At 53.2% G+C, this 17,756-nt stretch carries 15 protein-coding genes; 7 read left to right on the top strand and 8 right to left on the bottom strand.

Going from position 1 to position 17,756, the window contains the following annotated elements:
- Positions 1-68 precede the first annotated feature (68 nt).
- A complete protein-coding gene (locus tag J4E70_RS02795; protein WP_213887531.1) occupies positions 69-1,259 on the top strand; it encodes a winged helix-turn-helix domain-containing protein in 1,191 nt (396 codons plus the stop codon).
- Here J4E70_RS02795 and J4E70_RS02790 read toward each other — a convergent pair.
- On the bottom strand, positions 1,253-3,448 hold the full coding sequence (locus J4E70_RS02790; RefSeq protein WP_213887530.1) for a primosomal protein N': 2,196 nt from the start codon (positions 3,446-3,448) through the stop codon (positions 1,253-1,255). The two genes, J4E70_RS02795 and J4E70_RS02790, sit on opposite strands and share 7 nt — an antisense overlap.
- Before the next feature lie 203 nt (positions 3,449-3,651).
- Here J4E70_RS02790 and J4E70_RS02785 point away from each other — a divergent pair, with 203 nt between their 5' ends.
- Genes J4E70_RS02785 through J4E70_RS02775 form a run of 3 tightly spaced genes read left to right on the top strand, consistent with a single transcriptional unit; the run spans position 3,652 to position 6,019 of the window.
- Positions 3,652-4,359 (top strand): DUF484 family protein, encoded by a 708-nt coding sequence (locus J4E70_RS02785; RefSeq protein WP_213887529.1) that lies wholly within the window; start codon positions 3,652-3,654, stop codon positions 4,357-4,359.
- The gene (locus J4E70_RS02780) at positions 4,356-5,276 is read left to right on the top strand and encodes a tyrosine recombinase XerC (RefSeq protein WP_213887528.1); all 921 of its coding nucleotides are present in this window, start codon (positions 4,356-4,358) and stop codon (positions 5,274-5,276) included. The genes J4E70_RS02785 and J4E70_RS02780 overlap by 4 nt, the downstream gene beginning before the upstream one ends.
- 41 nt (positions 5,277-5,317) lie before the next feature.
- A complete protein-coding gene (locus J4E70_RS02775) occupies positions 5,318-6,019 on the top strand; it encodes a CDP-alcohol phosphatidyltransferase family protein (protein ID WP_213887527.1) in 702 nt (233 codons plus the stop codon).
- Here J4E70_RS02775 and J4E70_RS02770 read toward each other — a convergent pair.
- The 5 genes from J4E70_RS02770 to J4E70_RS02750 form a co-directional block, all read right to left on the bottom strand.
- On the bottom strand, positions 6,016-6,471 hold the full coding sequence (locus tag J4E70_RS02770) for a methylated-DNA--[protein]-cysteine S-methyltransferase (protein WP_213887526.1): 456 nt from the start codon (positions 6,469-6,471) through the stop codon (positions 6,016-6,018). The genes J4E70_RS02775 and J4E70_RS02770 overlap by 4 nt on opposite strands.
- Positions 6,472-6,542: 71 nt before the next feature.
- A complete protein-coding gene (gene ileS / locus J4E70_RS02765) occupies positions 6,543-9,500 on the bottom strand; it encodes an isoleucine--tRNA ligase (protein ID WP_213887525.1) in 2,958 nt (985 codons plus the stop codon).
- A gap of 233 nt (positions 9,501-9,733) precedes the next feature.
- Positions 9,734-10,738, bottom strand: a complete 1,005-nt coding sequence (locus J4E70_RS02760) for a YcjF family protein (protein ID WP_213887524.1) — start codon at positions 10,736-10,738, stop codon at positions 9,734-9,736.
- On the bottom strand, positions 10,738-11,184 hold the full coding sequence (locus J4E70_RS02755) for a GNAT family N-acetyltransferase (RefSeq protein ID WP_213887523.1): 447 nt from the start codon (positions 11,182-11,184) through the stop codon (positions 10,738-10,740). The genes J4E70_RS02760 and J4E70_RS02755 overlap by 1 nt, the downstream gene beginning before the upstream one ends.
- The gene (locus J4E70_RS02750; RefSeq protein WP_213887522.1) at positions 11,181-12,596 is read right to left on the bottom strand and encodes a YcjX family GTP-binding protein; all 1,416 of its coding nucleotides are present in this window, start codon (positions 12,594-12,596) and stop codon (positions 11,181-11,183) included. The genes J4E70_RS02755 and J4E70_RS02750 overlap by 4 nt, the downstream gene beginning before the upstream one ends.
- Before the next feature lie 231 nt (positions 12,597-12,827).
- Between J4E70_RS02750 and truA the strand changes: the two genes are divergently transcribed.
- Entirely contained in the window at positions 12,828-13,613 is a 786-nt protein-coding gene (truA, locus tag J4E70_RS02745) for a tRNA pseudouridine(38-40) synthase TruA (protein ID WP_213887521.1), read from the top strand.
- A 3-nt stretch (positions 13,614-13,616) separates the two neighbouring features.
- Here the strand turns inward: truA and J4E70_RS02740 are convergent, their stop codons facing one another.
- Both J4E70_RS02740 and J4E70_RS02735 read right to left on the bottom strand, forming a co-directional pair.
- Complete coding sequence (locus J4E70_RS02740; RefSeq protein WP_213887520.1) at positions 13,617-14,240, bottom strand: TetR/AcrR family transcriptional regulator; 624 nt, start codon at positions 14,238-14,240, stop codon at positions 13,617-13,619.
- Between the two features lie 132 nt (positions 14,241-14,372).
- Positions 14,373-15,974, bottom strand: coding sequence for a thiamine pyrophosphate-binding protein (locus tag J4E70_RS02735; protein ID WP_213887519.1), 1,602 nt, complete (start codon positions 15,972-15,974; stop codon positions 14,373-14,375).
- 125 nt (positions 15,975-16,099) lie between these two features.
- On the opposite strand from J4E70_RS02735, the gene J4E70_RS02730 reads away from it, so the two are divergent.
- The gene (locus J4E70_RS02730; protein ID WP_213887518.1) at positions 16,100-17,020 is read left to right on the top strand and encodes a LysR substrate-binding domain-containing protein; all 921 of its coding nucleotides are present in this window, start codon (positions 16,100-16,102) and stop codon (positions 17,018-17,020) included.
- Positions 17,010-17,753: a sulfite exporter TauE/SafE family protein gene (locus J4E70_RS02725; RefSeq protein ID WP_213887517.1), complete on the top strand. Its 744-nt coding sequence runs from the start codon at positions 17,010-17,012 to the stop codon at positions 17,751-17,753. Before J4E70_RS02730 ends, J4E70_RS02725 begins: the two co-directional genes overlap by 11 nt.
- Positions 17,754-17,756 lie beyond the last annotated feature (3 nt).

Below are 17,756 nucleotides of genomic sequence, written 5' to 3'. Positions count from 1 at the left end.
GAGGCATTGAGATTTTGGGCAAGTAACTTCGCCTTTCTTCCACAAGTTTTGTGCCATAGTTTTCAGCCATGACATTCCGAATCCAAAACCGAGATGCAAGAAGACTTTGGCTTAACACTCAAGGGCTTGCGGCGACACCAACAGGCCCACTTGATCTTTTGCAGATCATTAAAAACCTTGGATTCGTTCAGCTAGATACGATCCGCAATGTCACCCGCGCGCATCATCACATTCTCTGGAGCCGCAACCAGAACTATCGAGAGCCTATGTTGAACAAGCTGCTCGCGGAAAAACGCGCATTGTTCGAACATTTTACACATGATGCATCTGTTCTGCCGATGGAGTTCTACCCAATGTGGAAACGGCAGTTTCGTCGGATGGGTGAAAAGGTAAACCGGTCCGCTTACTATAAGACAGGTCTTTGTGAGGCCGATCTTGAAGCTATTGTTGCGCGCATTGAAGCCGAAGGCCCACTTTCCACCCATGCTTTTGATACGAAAATCACAGGTAAGAAAGAAATGTGGGCGCGGCCACCGCACAAGCTGGCACTTGATAACATGTGGTACGCAGGCAAGCTTTCGACGTCGCATCGGGAAAGCTTTAAAAAGTTCTATGATTTGTCAGAGCGTGTCATTCCGCACGACTTGCGCAATCAGGATCACCCGGACGACGCGCAGATTGACTGGCTTTGCCGTGCAGCACTTGATCGTCTGGCTTTTGGATCACCCACTGAGATTCAGAGGTTTTGGGAGGCGACGGAACGACAGGAGGTTGAGAGCTGGATTGAAAAGTCTAAAGAGGGCCTGAAGCAAGTCGAACTACAGGCCGCCGATGGAAACTGGAGCACTGCGCTTGCGCCAATCGATATAGAGCGCCGCGTTGAAGTGGCACTACAACCGACAACACGCTTGCGGATACTCAATCCTTTTGACCCTGCTATTCGTGACCGCACACGCCTTTACCGTCTGTTCGGCTTTGACTACAGGATCGAGATATTCGTCCCCGCCTCAAAACGAATCTGGGGTTACTATGTCTACCCCTTGCTGGAAGGCGACCGTTTTGTTGGGCGGACCGAAATCAAGGCGGATCGCAAAGCTGGAAAACTAAAGGTCGCACGTTTCTGGCCAGAGTCAGGTGTGAAATGGTCAGGCGCGCGTGCAGACAAGCTCGAAGCGGAACTATATCGGTTTGCGCGGCTCGTTGGGGCGGAAACCGTGGACTGGGTTTGCCAACATCCGACAAAAAGCCTTGCTCAGTAAAAGCTTTGTGGATCTATATCGATCGATAAGCGTATCGCGCTTGGCAATTTGAACTGTGCAACCCACGCAGCAAGTGCTTTCTGCAAAGGTGCGCCTTTTTCACATTTGACCAACAAACGCACCCTGTGGCGTCCCCGGATACGGGCAATTGGCGCCGGAGCTGGCCCATAGATCTGCGCATTGATCGCGCGCAGAGGTGCGTCTTGGCGCGCCATCTCTCCCGCCAGATCAAACACCTGCTGTACATCGGGTGACGACAAAACGATCCCCGCCAAGCGTCCATAGGGTGGCACACCTGTCGCTTCGCGTTCGCGCGCCTCTGCCCTCCAAAACCCTTCTTCATCGCCTGACAGAATGGCACAGATAACGGGATGCTCAGGTTGATAGGTTTGAAGCAGGGCAACACCTTGTTTTTCCGTGCGCCCGGCGCGGCCCGAGACTTGACGCATAAGCTGAAACGTTCGTTCTGCTGCCCGCAGGTCCGATCCTTGCAGGCCAAGATCAGCATCAATCACTCCAACCAACGTAAGATGTGGAAAGTTATGGCCTTTGGCCACTAACTGTGTGCCAATGATGATGTCCGCTCCGCCCTCGGCGATCAACTCGATCTTTTCTTTCAAGGCCCTTGCGGACCCAAACAGGTCTGACGACAAAACCGCAATCCGTGCATCTGGAAAGACCTCTGCGGTCTCTTCAGCAAGGCGTTCAACACCCGGGCCGACAGGGGCAAGCCTGCCTTCAGCTTCGCAGTTCGGGCATTTTTCCGGCATTGGTTTTGTTTCACCGCACTGATGGCACACAAGGCGTTTCAAAAACCGATGCTCCACCATTCTGGCATCGCACTGATCACATCCAATCTGATGACCACAGGCCCGACATATCGTTGTTGGTGCGTACCCCCGGCGGTTTATGAACAACAACGCTTGCTCATTGAGTTCCAGCCGTGCTGATACTTCTTTTTTCAGAGTGCCTGATATCCACCTGTTTGACGAGAGGGTCTCAGCCCGCATGTCTATCGCGCGCATGTCAGGCATTTCCGCAACGCCAAATCTAGACGTTAAATCAAGGCGTTGGTATTTTCCGGTCTCAGCATTCGCCCAGCTTTCCAGCGACGGTGTGGCCGAAGCCAGAATGACCTGAGCAGAACAACAGGTCGCCCGCAAGACAGACATATCGCGTGCAGAATAAAGCGCACCATCCTCTTGTTTGTAAGAACTGTCGTGTTCTTCATCGACGACGATCAAACCCAGATCGCGAAAAGGCAGGTAGAGCGAGGACCTTGCACCAACCACAAGCTGTGCTGCCCCCTGCCCGACCATCCGCCAGCAACGCCGCCGTTCGGTCATCGTGACACCCGAGTGCCATTCAGCAGGGCGTGCGCCAAATCGTTCTTCCACGCGTGCCAGAAACTCTGCCGTCAGCGCAATTTCAGGCAGCAGGACCAAAGCCTGCCTTCCCTGCTTCAGGCATTCCGCAACGGCTTCGAGATAGACTTCTGTCTTACCCGAACCGGTCACACCTTTCAAAAGCGTCGTTCCATAATGTCCCGTGGCGACAGCGTTGCGCAGTTGGTTTGCAGCCTCTGCCTGATCGTCATTCAGGTCTTTTCCGTCAAACTCTGGCTGCAAGGACGGGTAGGGCATATCGCGTGGTGTATCTTCTTCGACAACAACACCCTGTTTGATGAGCCCCTTGATCACCGGCGAACTTACCCCGGCCATCTCTGACAGTTCCCGAAGCGTAAATGCCAATCCGCCGTACTCGCGCAGCACCTCCATCACGCGGCGGCGCGCATCCGTCATACGATCCGGCTCTCCCTGGCCCAACCTCAGAATTTTACGCATAGAGGGCGGGTCGCCCAATCCCGGCGCGCGTGTCGCAAGCCGCAGCATGGCAGGCATCGGTGTCAGCGTGTAATCAGCCGCTCGTGCCAGAAAGGCACGCATTTCTTCGCGCATCGGCGCAACATCAAGCACCCGAATAACAGAACGCGCCTTGCTGAGATCGAACCCGCCGGCCCCTTTGCCCCAAACAACGCCCAAAACCTTGCGCGGACCAAGCGGAACCTCGACAAACGCGCCGGTCTGACACCCGCCTTCCGGGGCCTTGTAATCAAGCAAACGATCCAGAGGCTGTGCGGTCAGCACAGCCACCAAATCGCCCTCGTCAAAAAATGACAGCTCTACCACGTCAGCCTCTTTCCCAATGGCCGGGTCCAAAGACCGCAGCAGAATGGATCACAATTCTGGCCATGCCTTTTGCCGGGGTCAACCAGCTATGCCTGATCAGGCGAAATCGACACATCCCCATTTTTTTGCCTAAAGATGTAAAAACGGTGGAGAAATCCGAACATGATGCTGTATAATCATGCAAAAGATAAGAAGAGATAGGCATGACGAGCACCGCTATAGCCGAAATTGATCTGCGCGATAAGATAATTGCAGACCCGGAAGTCGTTCTTGAAGACCCGGATGTTATGCGCGCCCTTATTGCTGCAAACGAAAAGCAGTTGGGAAGCAATATCGTTGATCTGCGAGGTATCGCGATGGAACGGCTGGAATCCCGGCTGGACCGTCTGGAAGATACACATCGTTCCGTTATCGCGGCAGCTTATGAAAACCTCGCAGGCACCAATCAGGTACATCGCGCCATCTTGCGGATGCTTGACCCGAATGAATTCGAAAATTTCCTGCGCGATCTTGGCGGTGACGTCGCCGACATTTTGCGTGTTGATTGCGTGAGGCTGGTTCTTGAAACCGTGCAAAGCGCCGATGACCCTGCCGTCAAACGCCTTGGTGACGTTTTGACAGTGGCGGAACCAGGTTTTATCGACGGCTATCTCGGAACAAGCCGGAGCAAACCTGAGCGACAGGTTACTTTACGCCAGCTAAAACCTAATTCCGACATGATCTATGGTGAAGCAACCGATTACATCAGGTCTGAAGCTGCACTTCGGCTGGATTTTGGTGAAGGACGTTTGCCGGGAATGCTGATTATGGGGTCAGAGGACCCGCATCACTTCAAACCCAATCAGGGAACAGATTTGCTGGCTTTCTTTGCTGGCGTGTTTGAACGTGCGATGCGCCGCTGGTTGTCATGAGTCTGTTGTCACCCGCGATGCAGGACGCGCTCGCAGGGTGGCTTTCTGCTCAAAAGGCACTGAACAATGCAGCTGACAATACGATAACTGCGTACCAGACTGACCTCTTAGGATTCCTGAGTTTCATGACGCGCCATTTTGGCGAAGAGACTGGAATCGCCCCGCTTACTGGCGTTGGTTTGTCAGATATGCGCGCGTTCATGGCGCACGAGCGAGAGCGGGGCGTATCCGCCCGCTCTCTTGCCCGCTCGATTTCGGCAATCAAAAGCTTTTATCGCTGGCTTGCCGAGCGTGAGGGTTTTGACGCTACCACTGTTCTTTCAACCAGAGCACCCAAGTTCACCAACAAACTTCCGCGCCCTCTGGCCATTGATGCCGCAAAGGCAATGATAGAAACCGTCGAACTACAGGCACGCGAAGATTGGATTGCTGCACGCGACGCTGCGGTTTTGACCCTGCTTTACGGTTGTGGCTTGCGGATATCCGAGGCACTGGGTCTAACCTTCGCCGACGTACCGCTGCCTGAGGTTTTACGCATTTTCGGCAAGGGCGGCAAAGAACGCCTTGTGCCGGTGATTGCGCCTGCCCGGAACGCGGTAGGCCGTTACTGTAAGCTCATGCCTTTCGCCAATGAACCTGAAACACCGCTCTTCAGGGGTGTTCGCGGAGGCGCACTGTCTGCCCGATCGATACAGAAAGTGATGGAACAGACCAGAATGCAGCTAGGCCTGCCTGCCACTGCCACACCCCACGCCTTACGCCATTCCTTTGCAACACATCTGCTTGGCGCAGGTGGCGATCTGAGAGCGATTCAGGAACTGCTTGGTCACGCCACCCTTTCCACCACCCAAGCCTATACCGCCGTCGACACTGCACGACTGTTGGAAGTTTACGAAAACAGCCACCCAAAAGCCTGATCCACGTTGCTAAGAGAGGCAATTTGTTTCATGAAAGCCAAATGACATTAAAACAAAAAGCCTTATCTGTTCATCTACTGACCGCAACCGGCGCAGTTTTTGCGATGTTGGCAATGCTCGCTGCGGTTGATCAAAAATGGAGCCTCATGTTTCTGTGGTTGGTTGTCGCATTCGCTGTTGACGGAATAGACGGACCACTTGCACGCAAATATCACGTCAAGAAAAATGCGCCCATTTACGATGGTGTTCTTCTGGATCTCATCATCGATTATCTGACATATGTTTTCGTACCGGCTTACGCACTTTTCAAGTCAGGCCTGCTGTCTGGTTGGTCCGGCTGGATTGTTATTATCATAATAACATTTACCAGCGCCCTTTATTTCGCAGATACACGTATGAAAACTAAGGACAACAGTTTTTCCGGCTTTCCGGGGTGCTGGAACATGGTCGTGCTGGTTCTGTTTGCAACGCACCCGAATTTCTGGATCATTCTCGCAATTGTCTGCGCCTTGGCTGTTACGATGTTTCTGCCACTCAAGTTCATTCACCCGGTGCGCACAGAGCGCTGGCGTAATCTGTCTTTGCCTTTGGCACTTGCATGGACATGTTTTGCGGGCTGGGCCGCCTGGGTTGATTTTGACCCGAAAAGCTGGGCGCTTTGGGGGTTGGTTGGAACAAGTGTTTACTTGCTTTGTGCCGGCATCGCGCAACAGATTATTCCCGAACAAAACTCACGTTCCTAAATCAAAAGCCCCGCAGCGTTTTCATGTCGTAGCAGCTTCACTTTGATTTCGACGCCACCCGCACCTGAAAAGCCGCCAAGGTTGGTCGCGCCTAGTACCCTGTGGCATGGAATAATCACAGGAATCGGGTTGGCCCCGCAGGCGTTACCAACTGCCTGCGCAGAAGCACCAACCGTCGCTGCAATTTCTCCATAGGTACGCGTTTCGCCTAACGGAATCGCAAGCATGGCATCGCAAACCGCCCGCTGAAAATCCGATCCAGCGACCTGTAATGGCAAGTCAAACTCACTAAGATCCCCGGCAAAGTAGGCAGATAACTGACGGCACCCTTCCTCAAGAAGCGCGGTGCGTTCGCCACTATCCTGAGCGTCCCACAAAAGCTGCGTAATTGCGCCATCTTCTTCGACAAGGCCCAGACGGCCAACAGGTGTATCAACGGATGCAATATTCATAGGCGCATCATCGCAAAACAAAACGCCCCGGCGCAAGGGCCGGGGCGTTCCAAATCTTGTGCAATCGATTTCTAACCCAGTGCTTCATCGCACCGCGCACAGGTGCCTGGGTGTGAATGGTTGCCAACATCCGTCAAAATTTTCCAGCAACGCTGACATTTTTCACCCTCGGCCATTTCGAAAACGACCCCAATTCCAGCGGCCTCTGGCAAGCGGAATGCTTCGGTCGGGCTTGGATCTTTGGTCAGAACAACATCTGAGGTGATGCAGATATCTTCGAACGCAACCGACTTCAGCGCGCTCAGAACTTCGGCGTCATTCACATGCACAACAGGTGCCGCCTCTAGCGACGCACCAATAACCTTGTCCTGACGCTGCACCTCAAGGGCTGCCGTCACAACACGACGTACTTGCCGGATATTGGCCCATTTTGCAGCCAGAGGCTCATCCAGCCAGTCAGCGGGCGTTTCAGGGAAATCTTCCAGATGTACCGAGCTTTTTTCGCCGGGGAACCGTTCCAGCCAGACCTCTTCCATCGTAAAGGTCAGAATTGGGGCGAGCCAGGTTGTTAGTCGGTGATAGAGGATATCAAGCACCGTGCGTGCCGCGCGACGCCGATCACTATCTCCATCACAGTAAAGCACGTCTTTGCGGATATCGAAATAGAACGATGACAGGTCCACCGTCGCAAAGGTAAAGATCGCCTGGAAAACCCCCTGGAAGTCGTACTTCGCATATCCGGTGCGCACCTGATGATCCAGTTCAGCCAGACGGTGCAGAACCCAACGCTCAAGCTCTGGCATATCGGCGGCTGCAACCCGGTCTGCCTCGGTAAACTCTGAAAGCGAGCCAAGCATGAAACGCATCGTGTTGCGCAGGCGGCGATAGCTGTCGGCGACACCTTTCAGAATTTCATCACCTATCCGCTGATCGCTTGTGTAATCAGACTGCGCAACCCAAAGGCGTAAAATATCGGCGCCATATTGTTTAACCACTTGCTCCGGCACAATCGTATTGCCGATGGATTTAGACATCTTGACACCCTTGGCATCAAGCGTGAACCCATGTGTCAACACACCGCGATAAGGTGCGCGCCCCTGTGTTCCGCAAGATTGCAGCATCGAAGAATGGAACCAGCCGCGGTGTTGGTCGGTGCCTTCAAGGTAAAGATCGGCAATGCCGTCTTCTGAGCCGTCTTCACGATCCCGCAGAACGAAGGCATGCGTTGAGCCGGAGTCAAACCAGACATCCAGAATATCGAAGACCTGAACATATTCGTCGTGGTCGTAGTCGCTTCCGAGGAAGCGTTCTTTGGAACCCTCTGCATACCACGCATCTGCACCCTCTGCTTCAAATGCCGCAACAATGCGTGCATTCACAGCAGCATCGCGCAACAGAAAATCGGGGTCGGTTGGAAGCCCGCCTTTCTTGACAAAACAAGTCAGCGGCACCCCCCATGCGCGTTGGCGCGACAGAACCCAGTCAGGCCGCGCTTCGATCATGGAATACAGCCTGTTGCGTCCAGTCTTTGGTGTCCATGTAACAAGCTGATCAATCGAGGTCAGTGCGCGTTCACGAATGGTTTTACCATAGGTGTCTTGCCCGTCGCCAACCTCGCGGTCGATGGCAGCAAACCACTGCGGTGTATTTCTAAAGATGACAGGTGCTTTAGAGCGCCATGAATGCGGATAGCTGTGCTTGATCCTGCCTCGGGCCAGCAGGCCACCGACCTCGATCAGCTTGTCGATTACGGCCTTGTTGGCATCACCTTCCTTACCCTTACGGCTAAGGATATACTTGCCGCCAAAGAAAGGCAGTTCAGAACGGAAAGAACCATCATCCAGCACATTGTAGGTAATGACCTGTTCCAGCATACCAAGATCACGGTAAAGCTCGTATTCCTCCATCCCGTGCGAGGGGGCGCAGTGCACAAATCCGGTACCTTCTTCGTCAGTCACGAAATCGGCAGCGCGGAAATCACGCAGGTCGTCCCATTCGCCATTGCCACCTTCGGCCCCGGCGAGAGGATGTTGAAGCGAAAGGCCCGAAAGCTCTTCAGCCGTTACGTCACGGACACGGGTATACATATCGTCTTGAAGACGGGCACGGGTCATCACATCGCCGGCCAGCTTGTCGGCCAGGATGAAGCGGTCGCCGACATTAGCCCAACTTTCATCAGGCGTTCCTGTAACCTCATAGAGGCCGTATGCGAAATCTTCGCCAAACACGACAGCCTTATTCGACGGGATTGTCCAGGGTGTGGTCGTCCAGATGACCACATAAGAACCAACCAAATCGCGATTCTTGAGCTTCGCGCCGTCTCCTGCAACCGGATCGACAACTTTGAACTTCACCCAGATGGTGAAGCTTTCCTTGTCGTGATATTCCACCTCAGCTTCCGCCAATGCGGTCTGTTCAATCGGTGACCACATCACAGGTTTTGAACCCTGATAAAGCGTGCCGTTCATCAGGAACTTCTGAAACTCGCCCGCAATGACCGCTTCGGCATGGAAGTCCATTGTCAGATACGGGTCAGCCCAGTTGCCGGTAACGCCAAGGCGTTTGAATTCCTCGCGCTGAATGTCAACCCAGCCTTCAGCAAACCGACGGCATTCCTGACGGAAATCAACGACAGGGACATCATCCTTGTTGCTGCCCTTCTGGCGGTACTGTTCTTCGATCTTCCATTCGATTGGCAGACCATGACAGTCCCAACCGGGGATATAACGCGCATCGCGTCCCATCATCTGCTGGCTGCGCACAACCATATCCTTAAGGATTTTGTTCAGCGCATGACCGATGTGCAGGTGCCCGTTGGCATAGGGGGGGCCGTCATGCAGGGTGAAAGGTTTGCGCGCTTCATCACTGCCCTTTTTTGCGGCAGCTTTGTCGCGCAAACGATCGTAAACACCAATTTCTGCCCAACGCTCCAGCCATTCGGGTTCGCGTTTCGGCAGGCCTGCACGCATCGGAAAATCGGTTTGCGGCAGGTTCAGTGTTTCTTTGTAGTCAGGTGTATCGGCACACATGCGTCGTGGTCCTTAAACGAAATTTCGTAGATGTTGGGTGGGGCGGCGCGACAGGCTTTGGCCAGAAAACGCGCGGAATGTCCCGGCGGCTCGAAGGGTCAGAGCGCCGGGCATATAATTCGAATAATGATCACGCAAAAACGTCTCATGCGGGGGTTATACGCCCGGTATTCGGAATGGTCCATAGGCTAGGTAGAAAGGGATGATCTGAAAATTTGGCGACCAAATATGTATCATTTTTTTCTCTTATCACGGCCAAACACGCCACTCAGCGCGCGTTGCACCAAACTGGTGACCGAAGGTCGTTTTTCGCGTTGAAACGGCAAAGGGCGGCAAACTTCCATCGCCGCGACACCAACCCGAGCAGTCAATGCACCATTAATGATACCCTCACCAAAGCGACGTGAAATCTTTGACAACATTCCGCCCCCTGCGACCGAACTTATTAAGTCGTCCCCAACTGCGACAGCCCCCGTCGCGACAAGATGCGCGAGTACCGTTCGCGTTAGCCGCCAATTGCCAAGCGTTCCGGACCGGCCCCCATAAATTTCGGCAATGCGCCGGATCATGCGCATGTTCGACGCCAATGCGGTGACGAGGTCAGCCAATGCCAGAGGCACGATTGCCGTAACCGTCGCGACCTGTCTGGCGGCGGCTTCAATCTCTTTGCGCGCGGCCTTGTCCAATGGAACCAACAACTCTGTCTCTGCAAGTCCAAGCAAACCGTCCGCGTCCAGAACTTCGCCTTTGCGTTCCCTAAGTCTTTCGCGGGCCCAGGAAAGGTCATGGCGTCCAGAATAAAGCCGCTCCAGACCAGCGATGACCGCTCTGGCAGCGTCTAAATCGCTTTCTGCAAAAGCACGCGTTGCCTCGTTGTGCAGGCGATCCAACCGTTTCAGGCGCCGAAAACCAACCCATTCTCGCACAGCAATTGCCAGCACAACCAATACAAACAGGCTGGTCAGGCCAAGCGCGACATACCCCAGAATTTCGTTTCGCCCCAGCAAGCCCTGCACGAAATCCCAAGCCCAAACGGAAAGCGCAAAGGAAAAAATTGCAGCAACCAGCCACCAGAACAATCTGGCAAGCAAGGATGGGCAACGTGCGCCCAGTGACACAACGGTTTGCATTGCCTGTCCTGATGGCAAAATCTCTGGAACTGGTGGCGCAGATGCAGGTGTAACCTCTGCAACCTGACCTTCCAGATCGATAAGTACCGGGCCGTTTGATTTTGCCATCAAGTCTCTCCGTTCGTGCGCCACTGATAACAGATATCTGGCAGCTTTTCGTCATTGCCGGAGCCATCCGTGCGAGTAACTTCTTGAAATCCCTCGCGTAGATAAAATTGCCGGGCGTCCGTGTTTGCCAAAAATGTCCAGAGCGTCAGCATTTCTTCTTCTGCTTTGGCGCGTGCGATCAAAGCCCGCCCGATGCCTTGCCCGCGCATCTCGTCACTCAGGTAAAGTGCGTGAACGAACCCTGCGTCACGCGCCAGAAACCCTGCAACATTATGCTTGCGTGCAACCGTAACCCAGCCGCGCGCAATCATGGAATCTGCGAATCCGATTGTTTCAACTCGTGTGTACAGCTTTGGAACCCATTGCGTGTTTTGCAGCCAACTATGCAAAATCAGGCCAACCTCCTGCGCATCTTTTGCCTGGGCTGTTTCCAAAACCGGGCTCATAACTTGTCACCGAACAGAAACTGGGCCGCCTTATCCAGCCTGATATGAGGCGGGCCTTCGCCCGGTTTCAGCTTCATCGGTGCAGGTGCAAAGGACATGATCTTGTAGTCGGCATCCAACCACTCTTTTGCACCTTCGCGGGCAGGCGACAGCAAGGTGGCAGTGTCATCTGGCAATTCCCCCGGGTACAAAGCTGCCTGTTTGCCCCCGTCAAGCAACCTGCCGCGTACACAATCAAGCTCTTCCCCGTTATGATCCAGCGTTTCTTCGACTGTCGCGCGCAGCGCGGCGATCGACATAGCCGCCGTTTCAGCCCCTGCAAAATCAGCACGATCATGCGCGTCGCGCACCAAAGCGTCCATGATTGCAGTGAGACGCGGATGCTGCCGGTGGTGCAGATGGTCCGCCTTTGTTGCGGCGAACAAAATCTTTTCAACCCGTTTACCGCGCAATATCTGAGCGAGGAAGCCGTTTTTGCCGGGTCGAAAAGCCATCAGAACTTCGGCCATCGCACGACGCATATCTTCAACGGCTTCAGGGCCTTTATGGATTGCACCAAGCGCGTCAACCAATACAACCTGACGGTCGATCTTTGAAAAGTGATCTCTGAAAAAAGGCTTTATAACGCTTGATTTATACGCTTCAAATCGCCTTTCCATCTCACCCCACAGGCTACGCCGTTGCGGGCGTTCTGGTTTATTCAATGGCGCAAACGTCAAAACCGGAGAGCCCTCCAACTCGCCCGGGAGCAAAAACCGCCCCGGCGTGCAGTCTGAAAACCCTGCTTCCCGGGCTGCTTTCAGATACTCGGTAAAGCCTGCTGCGAGATTCTGAGCAGAAGGCTCATCCAAAGCAACGTTGGGATCAACGGCTTGTGCCTGCTTCAAATAGGCCTGTGCCATATCACGCGATTTAATCTTATCTAGGGTTTCCTTTGACCACACTTCATAGGATTTGCTGAGAAGCACCAAATCCAACAGCCATTCACCGGGATAGTCCACGATATCAAGATGCACAGTTCTGGGGCCTGAGAACACACCCAGAAATCCTGTAGATTGCACGCGGAGTGACAGGCGCAGTTCACTTACTGCGCGGGTGCTTTCGGGCCAGCGCGGAGAGGACGAGGACAACGCACCGAGATGTGTTTCATAGTCAAAGCGCGGGACTGTGTCATCCGGTTGTGGTTGCAGGTACGCAGCCCGGATCGTGCCATTAGCGGCCCCGAGCAACTGGGGCATTCGTCCACGTTCAAGCAAGTTCGCAATAAGGGACGTGATAAAAACAGTTTTCCCTGCTCGCGACAGCCCTGTCACGCCGAGACGCACCACCGGTTCAAACAAAGCTTCAGAGGCGTCGGCGCTCAGATTTTCAATGCTGCGCGTCAAACTTTCTACAATATCACCAATACCCAAACAGCTAACCTCACATTAACATCACGAAAGATAAGCAGAGCCAGAGGTGAAAACCACCCTTTGGTTAAATTTGAGAGTTTGGGAAGAATTTCAAAACAGAGGCGCGTACCGCGCCACATTTTCTGGCACTTCGTGCGGTATTGCGCTCCGCGCGGGGATATTTGAAGGATAAAGAAAATATGCAGACTCTGCTCAATTGCAAAATCTGCGCCTAAAGGTTATCGGGGGGATATGCCCCGATTTGCCTTGAAAATTGAGTATAGTGGTGCCCCGTTTTACGGATGGCAACGTCAGAAAACCCATTCTTCCGTACAACAGACGGTGGAAGACGCGCTGGCGAAGATGGCGGCTGATGATCCATCCCTTGTTGCGGCAGGACGAACGGATCGCGGCGTGCATGCAACCGGACAGGTTGCCCATTGCGATCTGAAACGCAACTGGGATTTGTTTCGGCTTTCAGAAGCGTTAAATTATCACTTGAAACCCTGGCCCGTTGCTGTTGTGGATGTCGCTAAAGTTGAGGACAATTTCAGCGCCAGGTTTTCAGCGGTTGAGCGTCAATATCTGTTTCGGATTGTCAATCGGCGCGCGCCTATGACTTTTGAGGCCGGACAGGTCTGGCAAGTCTCGCAACATCTTGAGCTTGCGCCGATGCGGGAAGCCGCTGGCCACCTGCTGGGGCTTCATGATTTTACCACGTTTCGATCTGTAATGTGTCAGGCGAAATCGCCTGTTAAAACGCTTGACGAGTTACGTATTGAGGAATTCGAGCTGCCGCATGGCCGGGAATTCAGGTTTTACGTGCGTGCCCGAAGCTTTTTGCACAATCAAGTGCGCAGCCTCGTCGGATCACTTGTTCAGGTTGGGCGCGGCAGTTGGAGCCCTGATGATATGCGCCTGGCACTTGAAGCGTGTGACCGTTCGGCCTGCGGACCCGTCTCGCCCCCCCATGGGCTGTATCTTTCTGCTGTGCAATACGAAGAGGACCCCTTTGCAAAGATCTCCGATACGGCTTGAGTGCTAGTTTGATGATCCCAGGTGGCGTGCTTTAAACCGAGCAATTTCACTTTCAGTTGGTGAGTTGCCGGTAAAGGTTTCAATATAGGCAGGCATTCTTTCGATCCGTTTTGATTTTGGTTCCTCAACCATCATCGCGATATACCCGACTTGTGTATAATAGATTGCAGACGCCCGAATATCAGACTGGAAAGGGTTGAAACCATGCCGAACGAACATATCGGTGATCGCCTTGACCCGCGTCTGATCAGCAATTTCTAGTTTTGTCTTCAGGTTGGGCGCACTTTGTGCCCAGTTTCGAATGGCAAAATCGAGCTTAGCGTCAAACAGGTCCTCATCGAGCCAGCAATCGAATAGGTTAAACAATGCTTCGGCTATCGAAACCGCATGTTGCCGCGTCTGAGCGACGAGATTTCCGGTATTCTTTGCATCCCAACGCGCAATTAACGCATCAAGCAATGCTTCACGGTCTTCAAAGTGCCAATAGAAGCTCGGACGGGACATCCTGACTGCTTTTGCGAGCGGTAAAATTTTCACCGCTTCCACACCAGAAGTCACAAGCAATTGATAGGCTGCGTCAAGCCAAAGATCTGCCGACCCGCGCCAGCCTTTTGGATTTTCATTCATGGCGTTTGCTTATCATTACGCAGGATTGAAGCGCAAGCAAACTCGACACTTGTGTTGAAAGCGCTGAAATACGCAACCATACAGAACGACAGCCGCAAACGACTTTCCGTCCTAGATTTTGCCTTTTGCCCCTTAGTGCACACTTCCGCTTGGGGCGGGCAAACCTTCAATGACCACATTTACGCAGGCGATTTTGCCGCTTAGCACGGCTCGGCTCAGAGCCGCATCAAGGTCTGCCAGATCGGTCACATGTTCACCATGAGCACCCAGAGCTGCGGCGGCTTTGTCATAGCGAGCGTCACTTAACTGACAGCCAATCAGGCGATCAGGTCCATAGTCGCGCAGCTGTATCTGATGCTCGGCATTCCAGCGTTGGTCATTGCCGATCACAACGATAAAGGCACTGTTTTCCCGCGCGGCTGTTTCAAATTCAGCAAAGTGAAACCCGACTGTCCCATCCCCCATCAAGGCGAAAACCGTCGCATCGGATTTTGCTTTTTTTGCAGCAACACCGTAGCAAAGTGCGCCGCCAATCGCGCCGGACGGGCCGTTGATAAGTCGATAGGTCGGGCTTGTGCAGGCCTGGCTCCACTGGCCAAATTCACCACCGTCACTGATCACAACTGACTGCGCCGCTTGCGCGATCTGCTTTTGAACCGCGATACAGAGGTCAGAAGAGGTGATTTTACCGCGCTGTTTCGCATCTGCTGCGGAAAAATTTCGCCTTGCGAGGCGTGACGCAACTTTCGCGCGCCAATCCTTGCGGGCATTTAAGCCCGGGCCTTTTTCGATGAGCGTCAACGCCGCATCGCGCGGATCAGCCACAACCGCAAAGGTAAGCTTTTCCCCAAGGTTCAATTTCGCCTGGTCAATTTTTGCGTTCTCCGGATCGATCACGATCCAATTTGAGTCAGTTAACGCCCCAAAACCAAGACTGAAATCTATCGGTTTTCCCAAGCTGACAATCAAATCAGCATGTTCAAAAGCTTTCGCAAAATCGCCCAGCGCCGGATCATTCAGGCCACGTGGGCTTTCCATAGCAACGACTGGCGCATCAATTGCATCCGCCAGTTTCGTCAAAGTGCTGCCCGCGCGCGTATTACTCATCGAGGGGCCGCACAAAATCAAAGGGGCCTTTGCCATAGCCAGCGCCTTCAGTAAGGCCGTTACCTCTGAAGCGTTCATCGGGTTTGGGTGCGAACGTAAATCCTGCGCGTTAGGCAACTCTGCGCCACGCGCGTCCCCCTCCAAAACATCAGACGGAAGCGCGACATGCACCGGACCGGGCCGACCAGACAAAGCCGTCTGTAACGCAACTGCAATTACGGTTCCAAGCTCAATCGCTGAATTCGCCCGAACCGAAAGCTTTGTAAGGGGTGCTGTCATCGGAACCTGATCAAGCTCCTGAAAGGCTCCTTGCCCATCCTGTGAAAGTGGCGAGTCACCAGTAAGTAACAAAACAGGGCTTTCAGACTGGCGCGCAGTGTAGAGCGGGCCCAATGCGTTCGCCGCACCGGGCGCTGCGGTGACAAGACAGACGCCAATCCCGCCTGTTAGCTGCGCGTAGGCATCTGCCATAAACACTGCGGCCGCCTCGTGACGCGTATGGATAATTTCTATGCCTGCATCAATACACGCATCATAAACCGGCATGATCTGATTGCCCGACAGGGAAAATATCCGGTCGACGCCGACGAGCGCCAGTGTCTGCACTAATAGATCAGCGCCTCTCATACCAAATTTCCTTAAAACTTTCTCAGCTCATTATTGACAAACCATATTGTTAAGACTTTCTTAAATAAAGCCTCATCTTTTTACATGCTTTATAATTTACTCTTACATGAAAGTGCTGAAACGCGATGTCCATAAGAATGCTGAAAACGCTGATCGCAGTTGAGGAAAATGGAACGTTCAGGGCTGCCGCAGACACTGTTTTTGTCACACATGCCGCTGTAAGCCAGCAGATGAAAGCACTGGAAGAAACATGGAGTATCGCGATATTTGATCGTTCCAAAAGAACACCAGAACTGACTCCTATTGGTCGTGCCCTGGTCGTGAAGGCACGCGAGGTCGTCGAGGCCTATGAAAACCTCGTTCCTTCTGTTCTGGGGGATAGTGGATTGCATGGTGAATTGCTGCTGGGTGCCGTGCCAACAACGCTGACAGGTCTTGTCCCACTCGCAATTTCGATCCTCAAAGAAAGCTATCCTGACCTTCGTGTTAGGGTGATCCCCGGCCTGACGAACGAATTGTTACGCCAGATTGAACGGGGGAATATGGATGCGGCAATCATCTCTCGTCCAAACTTGATACCTCAGGGCGATGATTGGCGCGACATTGCATCAGAGCCGCTCCAACTTATTGCCTCGCATGAAACAGAAAGCGACGATCCTATTTTTCTGTTGAAAAACAATCCTTTCATCAGGTTCTCTCGGGACGCCGTTGTTGGCGGTATGATCGAAAACTGGCTTCAGGATCAAAAACTCAAAGTGTATGACAGCATGGAGTTGGAGAGCCTCGAAGCGATTTCGAGCATGGTCCTGCGTAACCTTGGCGTTTCGATCACACCAAAACGCAGCGTGCAAAACATGAACCCTCTGCCCCTTAAACGGCTGCTATTACCGGGCGCCGCACCGGCCCGGCAACTTGGACTGATAAACCGCTCCAACAGTATAAAAACAAATGTAATAGTGGAAATGCACAAAACACTTTTGAACGCGGTAGGCATTGGACGTTTGATTTCGAACACTTCTATCAAAGCCACGCAGAATGACCACTGAGTTTCTTCTGCTGCTGGCTGCGGGCGCTGTTGCTGGTGGATTTATCAATGGGCTTGCTGGCTTTGGGACAGCACTGTTTGCGCTTGGGTTCTGGCTTCAGATCATGCCGCCGGTACAAGCCGTTTCCATCGTCGTAGTCGTCTCAGCCGTAAGCGGCGTGCAGGGCGTCTGGCTCGTGCGCCATTCGATATTAAGGCAACCCAAGCGGCTTGCCCGATTCCTGGCATCAGGAATAATCGGTATCCCAATTGGCGTTGCAACACTGGCGATGCTTGATCCCACGATCCTGAAACTATTGATCGCTGGTTTTCTGATACTCTATGGTGGTTTCTTTTCGTTTCGAAAGGCGCTCCCTAAATTTGAGCGCCCAACACCGCTGGTCGATAGCGCTATTGGCTTTCTTGGGGGTATTCTTGGCGGGGCAGCATCGCTTTCGGGTGCCCTGCCAACAATGTGGTGTTCGATGCGCCCATGGCCCAAGGCAGAAACACGCGCTGTGCTACAACCCTTTAACGTTGTCATTCTTGGTCTGACATCCGTCATGTTTGCGGTCAAAGGCGTTTACACTTGGGAAAGCTTAACACTTATCGCTACAGCCCTTCCCCTGACGATGGCCAGCGCACAAATTGGCATTGTCGTTTTCAAACGGCTAGCTGATGATCAGTTTCGCAGGCTGATAATTGCGATGATGTTTCTCTCTGGATTAGTGTTATTTTTTCGAGAAATCCTATGATAA

This window comes from Pseudohalocynthiibacter aestuariivivens (genome assembly GCF_018457175.1).
GTDB lineage: Bacteria > Pseudomonadota > Alphaproteobacteria > Rhodobacterales > Rhodobacteraceae > Pseudohalocynthiibacter > Pseudohalocynthiibacter aestuariivivens.
The sequence above is the reverse complement of the archived record's forward strand: the minus strand, read 5'-3'. Positions and strand labels throughout refer to the sequence as shown.

Coding starts and splice junctions, on each gene's coding strand:
- J4E70_RS02795 (WP_213887531.1), top strand. CDS start 69: ATGACATTCCGAATCCAAAACCGAGATGCAAGAAGACTTTGGCTTAAC.
- J4E70_RS02785 (WP_213887529.1), top strand. CDS start 3,652: ATGACGAGCACCGCTATAGCCGAAATTGATCTGCGCGATAAGATAATT.
- J4E70_RS02780 (WP_213887528.1), top strand. CDS start 4,356: ATGAGTCTGTTGTCACCCGCGATGCAGGACGCGCTCGCAGGGTGGCTT.
- J4E70_RS02775 (WP_213887527.1), top strand. CDS start 5,318: ATGACATTAAAACAAAAAGCCTTATCTGTTCATCTACTGACCGCAACC.
- J4E70_RS02770 (WP_213887526.1), bottom strand. CDS start 6,471: ATGAATATTGCATCCGTTGATACACCTGTTGGCCGTCTGGGCCTTGTC.
- ileS (WP_213887525.1), bottom strand. CDS start 9,500: ATGTGTGCCGATACACCTGACTACAAAGAAACACTGAACCTGCCGCAA.
- J4E70_RS02760 (WP_213887524.1), bottom strand. CDS start 10,738: ATGGCAAAATCAAACGGCCCGGTACTTATCGATCTGGAAGGTCAGGTT.
- J4E70_RS02755 (WP_213887523.1), bottom strand. CDS start 11,184: ATGAGCCCGGTTTTGGAAACAGCCCAGGCAAAAGATGCGCAGGAGGTT.
- truA (WP_213887521.1), top strand. CDS start 12,828: ATGCCCCGATTTGCCTTGAAAATTGAGTATAGTGGTGCCCCGTTTTAC.
- J4E70_RS02740 (WP_213887520.1), bottom strand. CDS start 14,240: ATGAATGAAAATCCAAAAGGCTGGCGCGGGTCGGCAGATCTTTGGCTT.
- J4E70_RS02735 (WP_213887519.1), bottom strand. CDS start 15,974: ATGAGAGGCGCTGATCTATTAGTGCAGACACTGGCGCTCGTCGGCGTC.
- J4E70_RS02730 (WP_213887518.1), top strand. CDS start 16,100: ATGTCCATAAGAATGCTGAAAACGCTGATCGCAGTTGAGGAAAATGGA.
- J4E70_RS02725 (WP_213887517.1), top strand. CDS start 17,010: ATGACCACTGAGTTTCTTCTGCTGCTGGCTGCGGGCGCTGTTGCTGGT.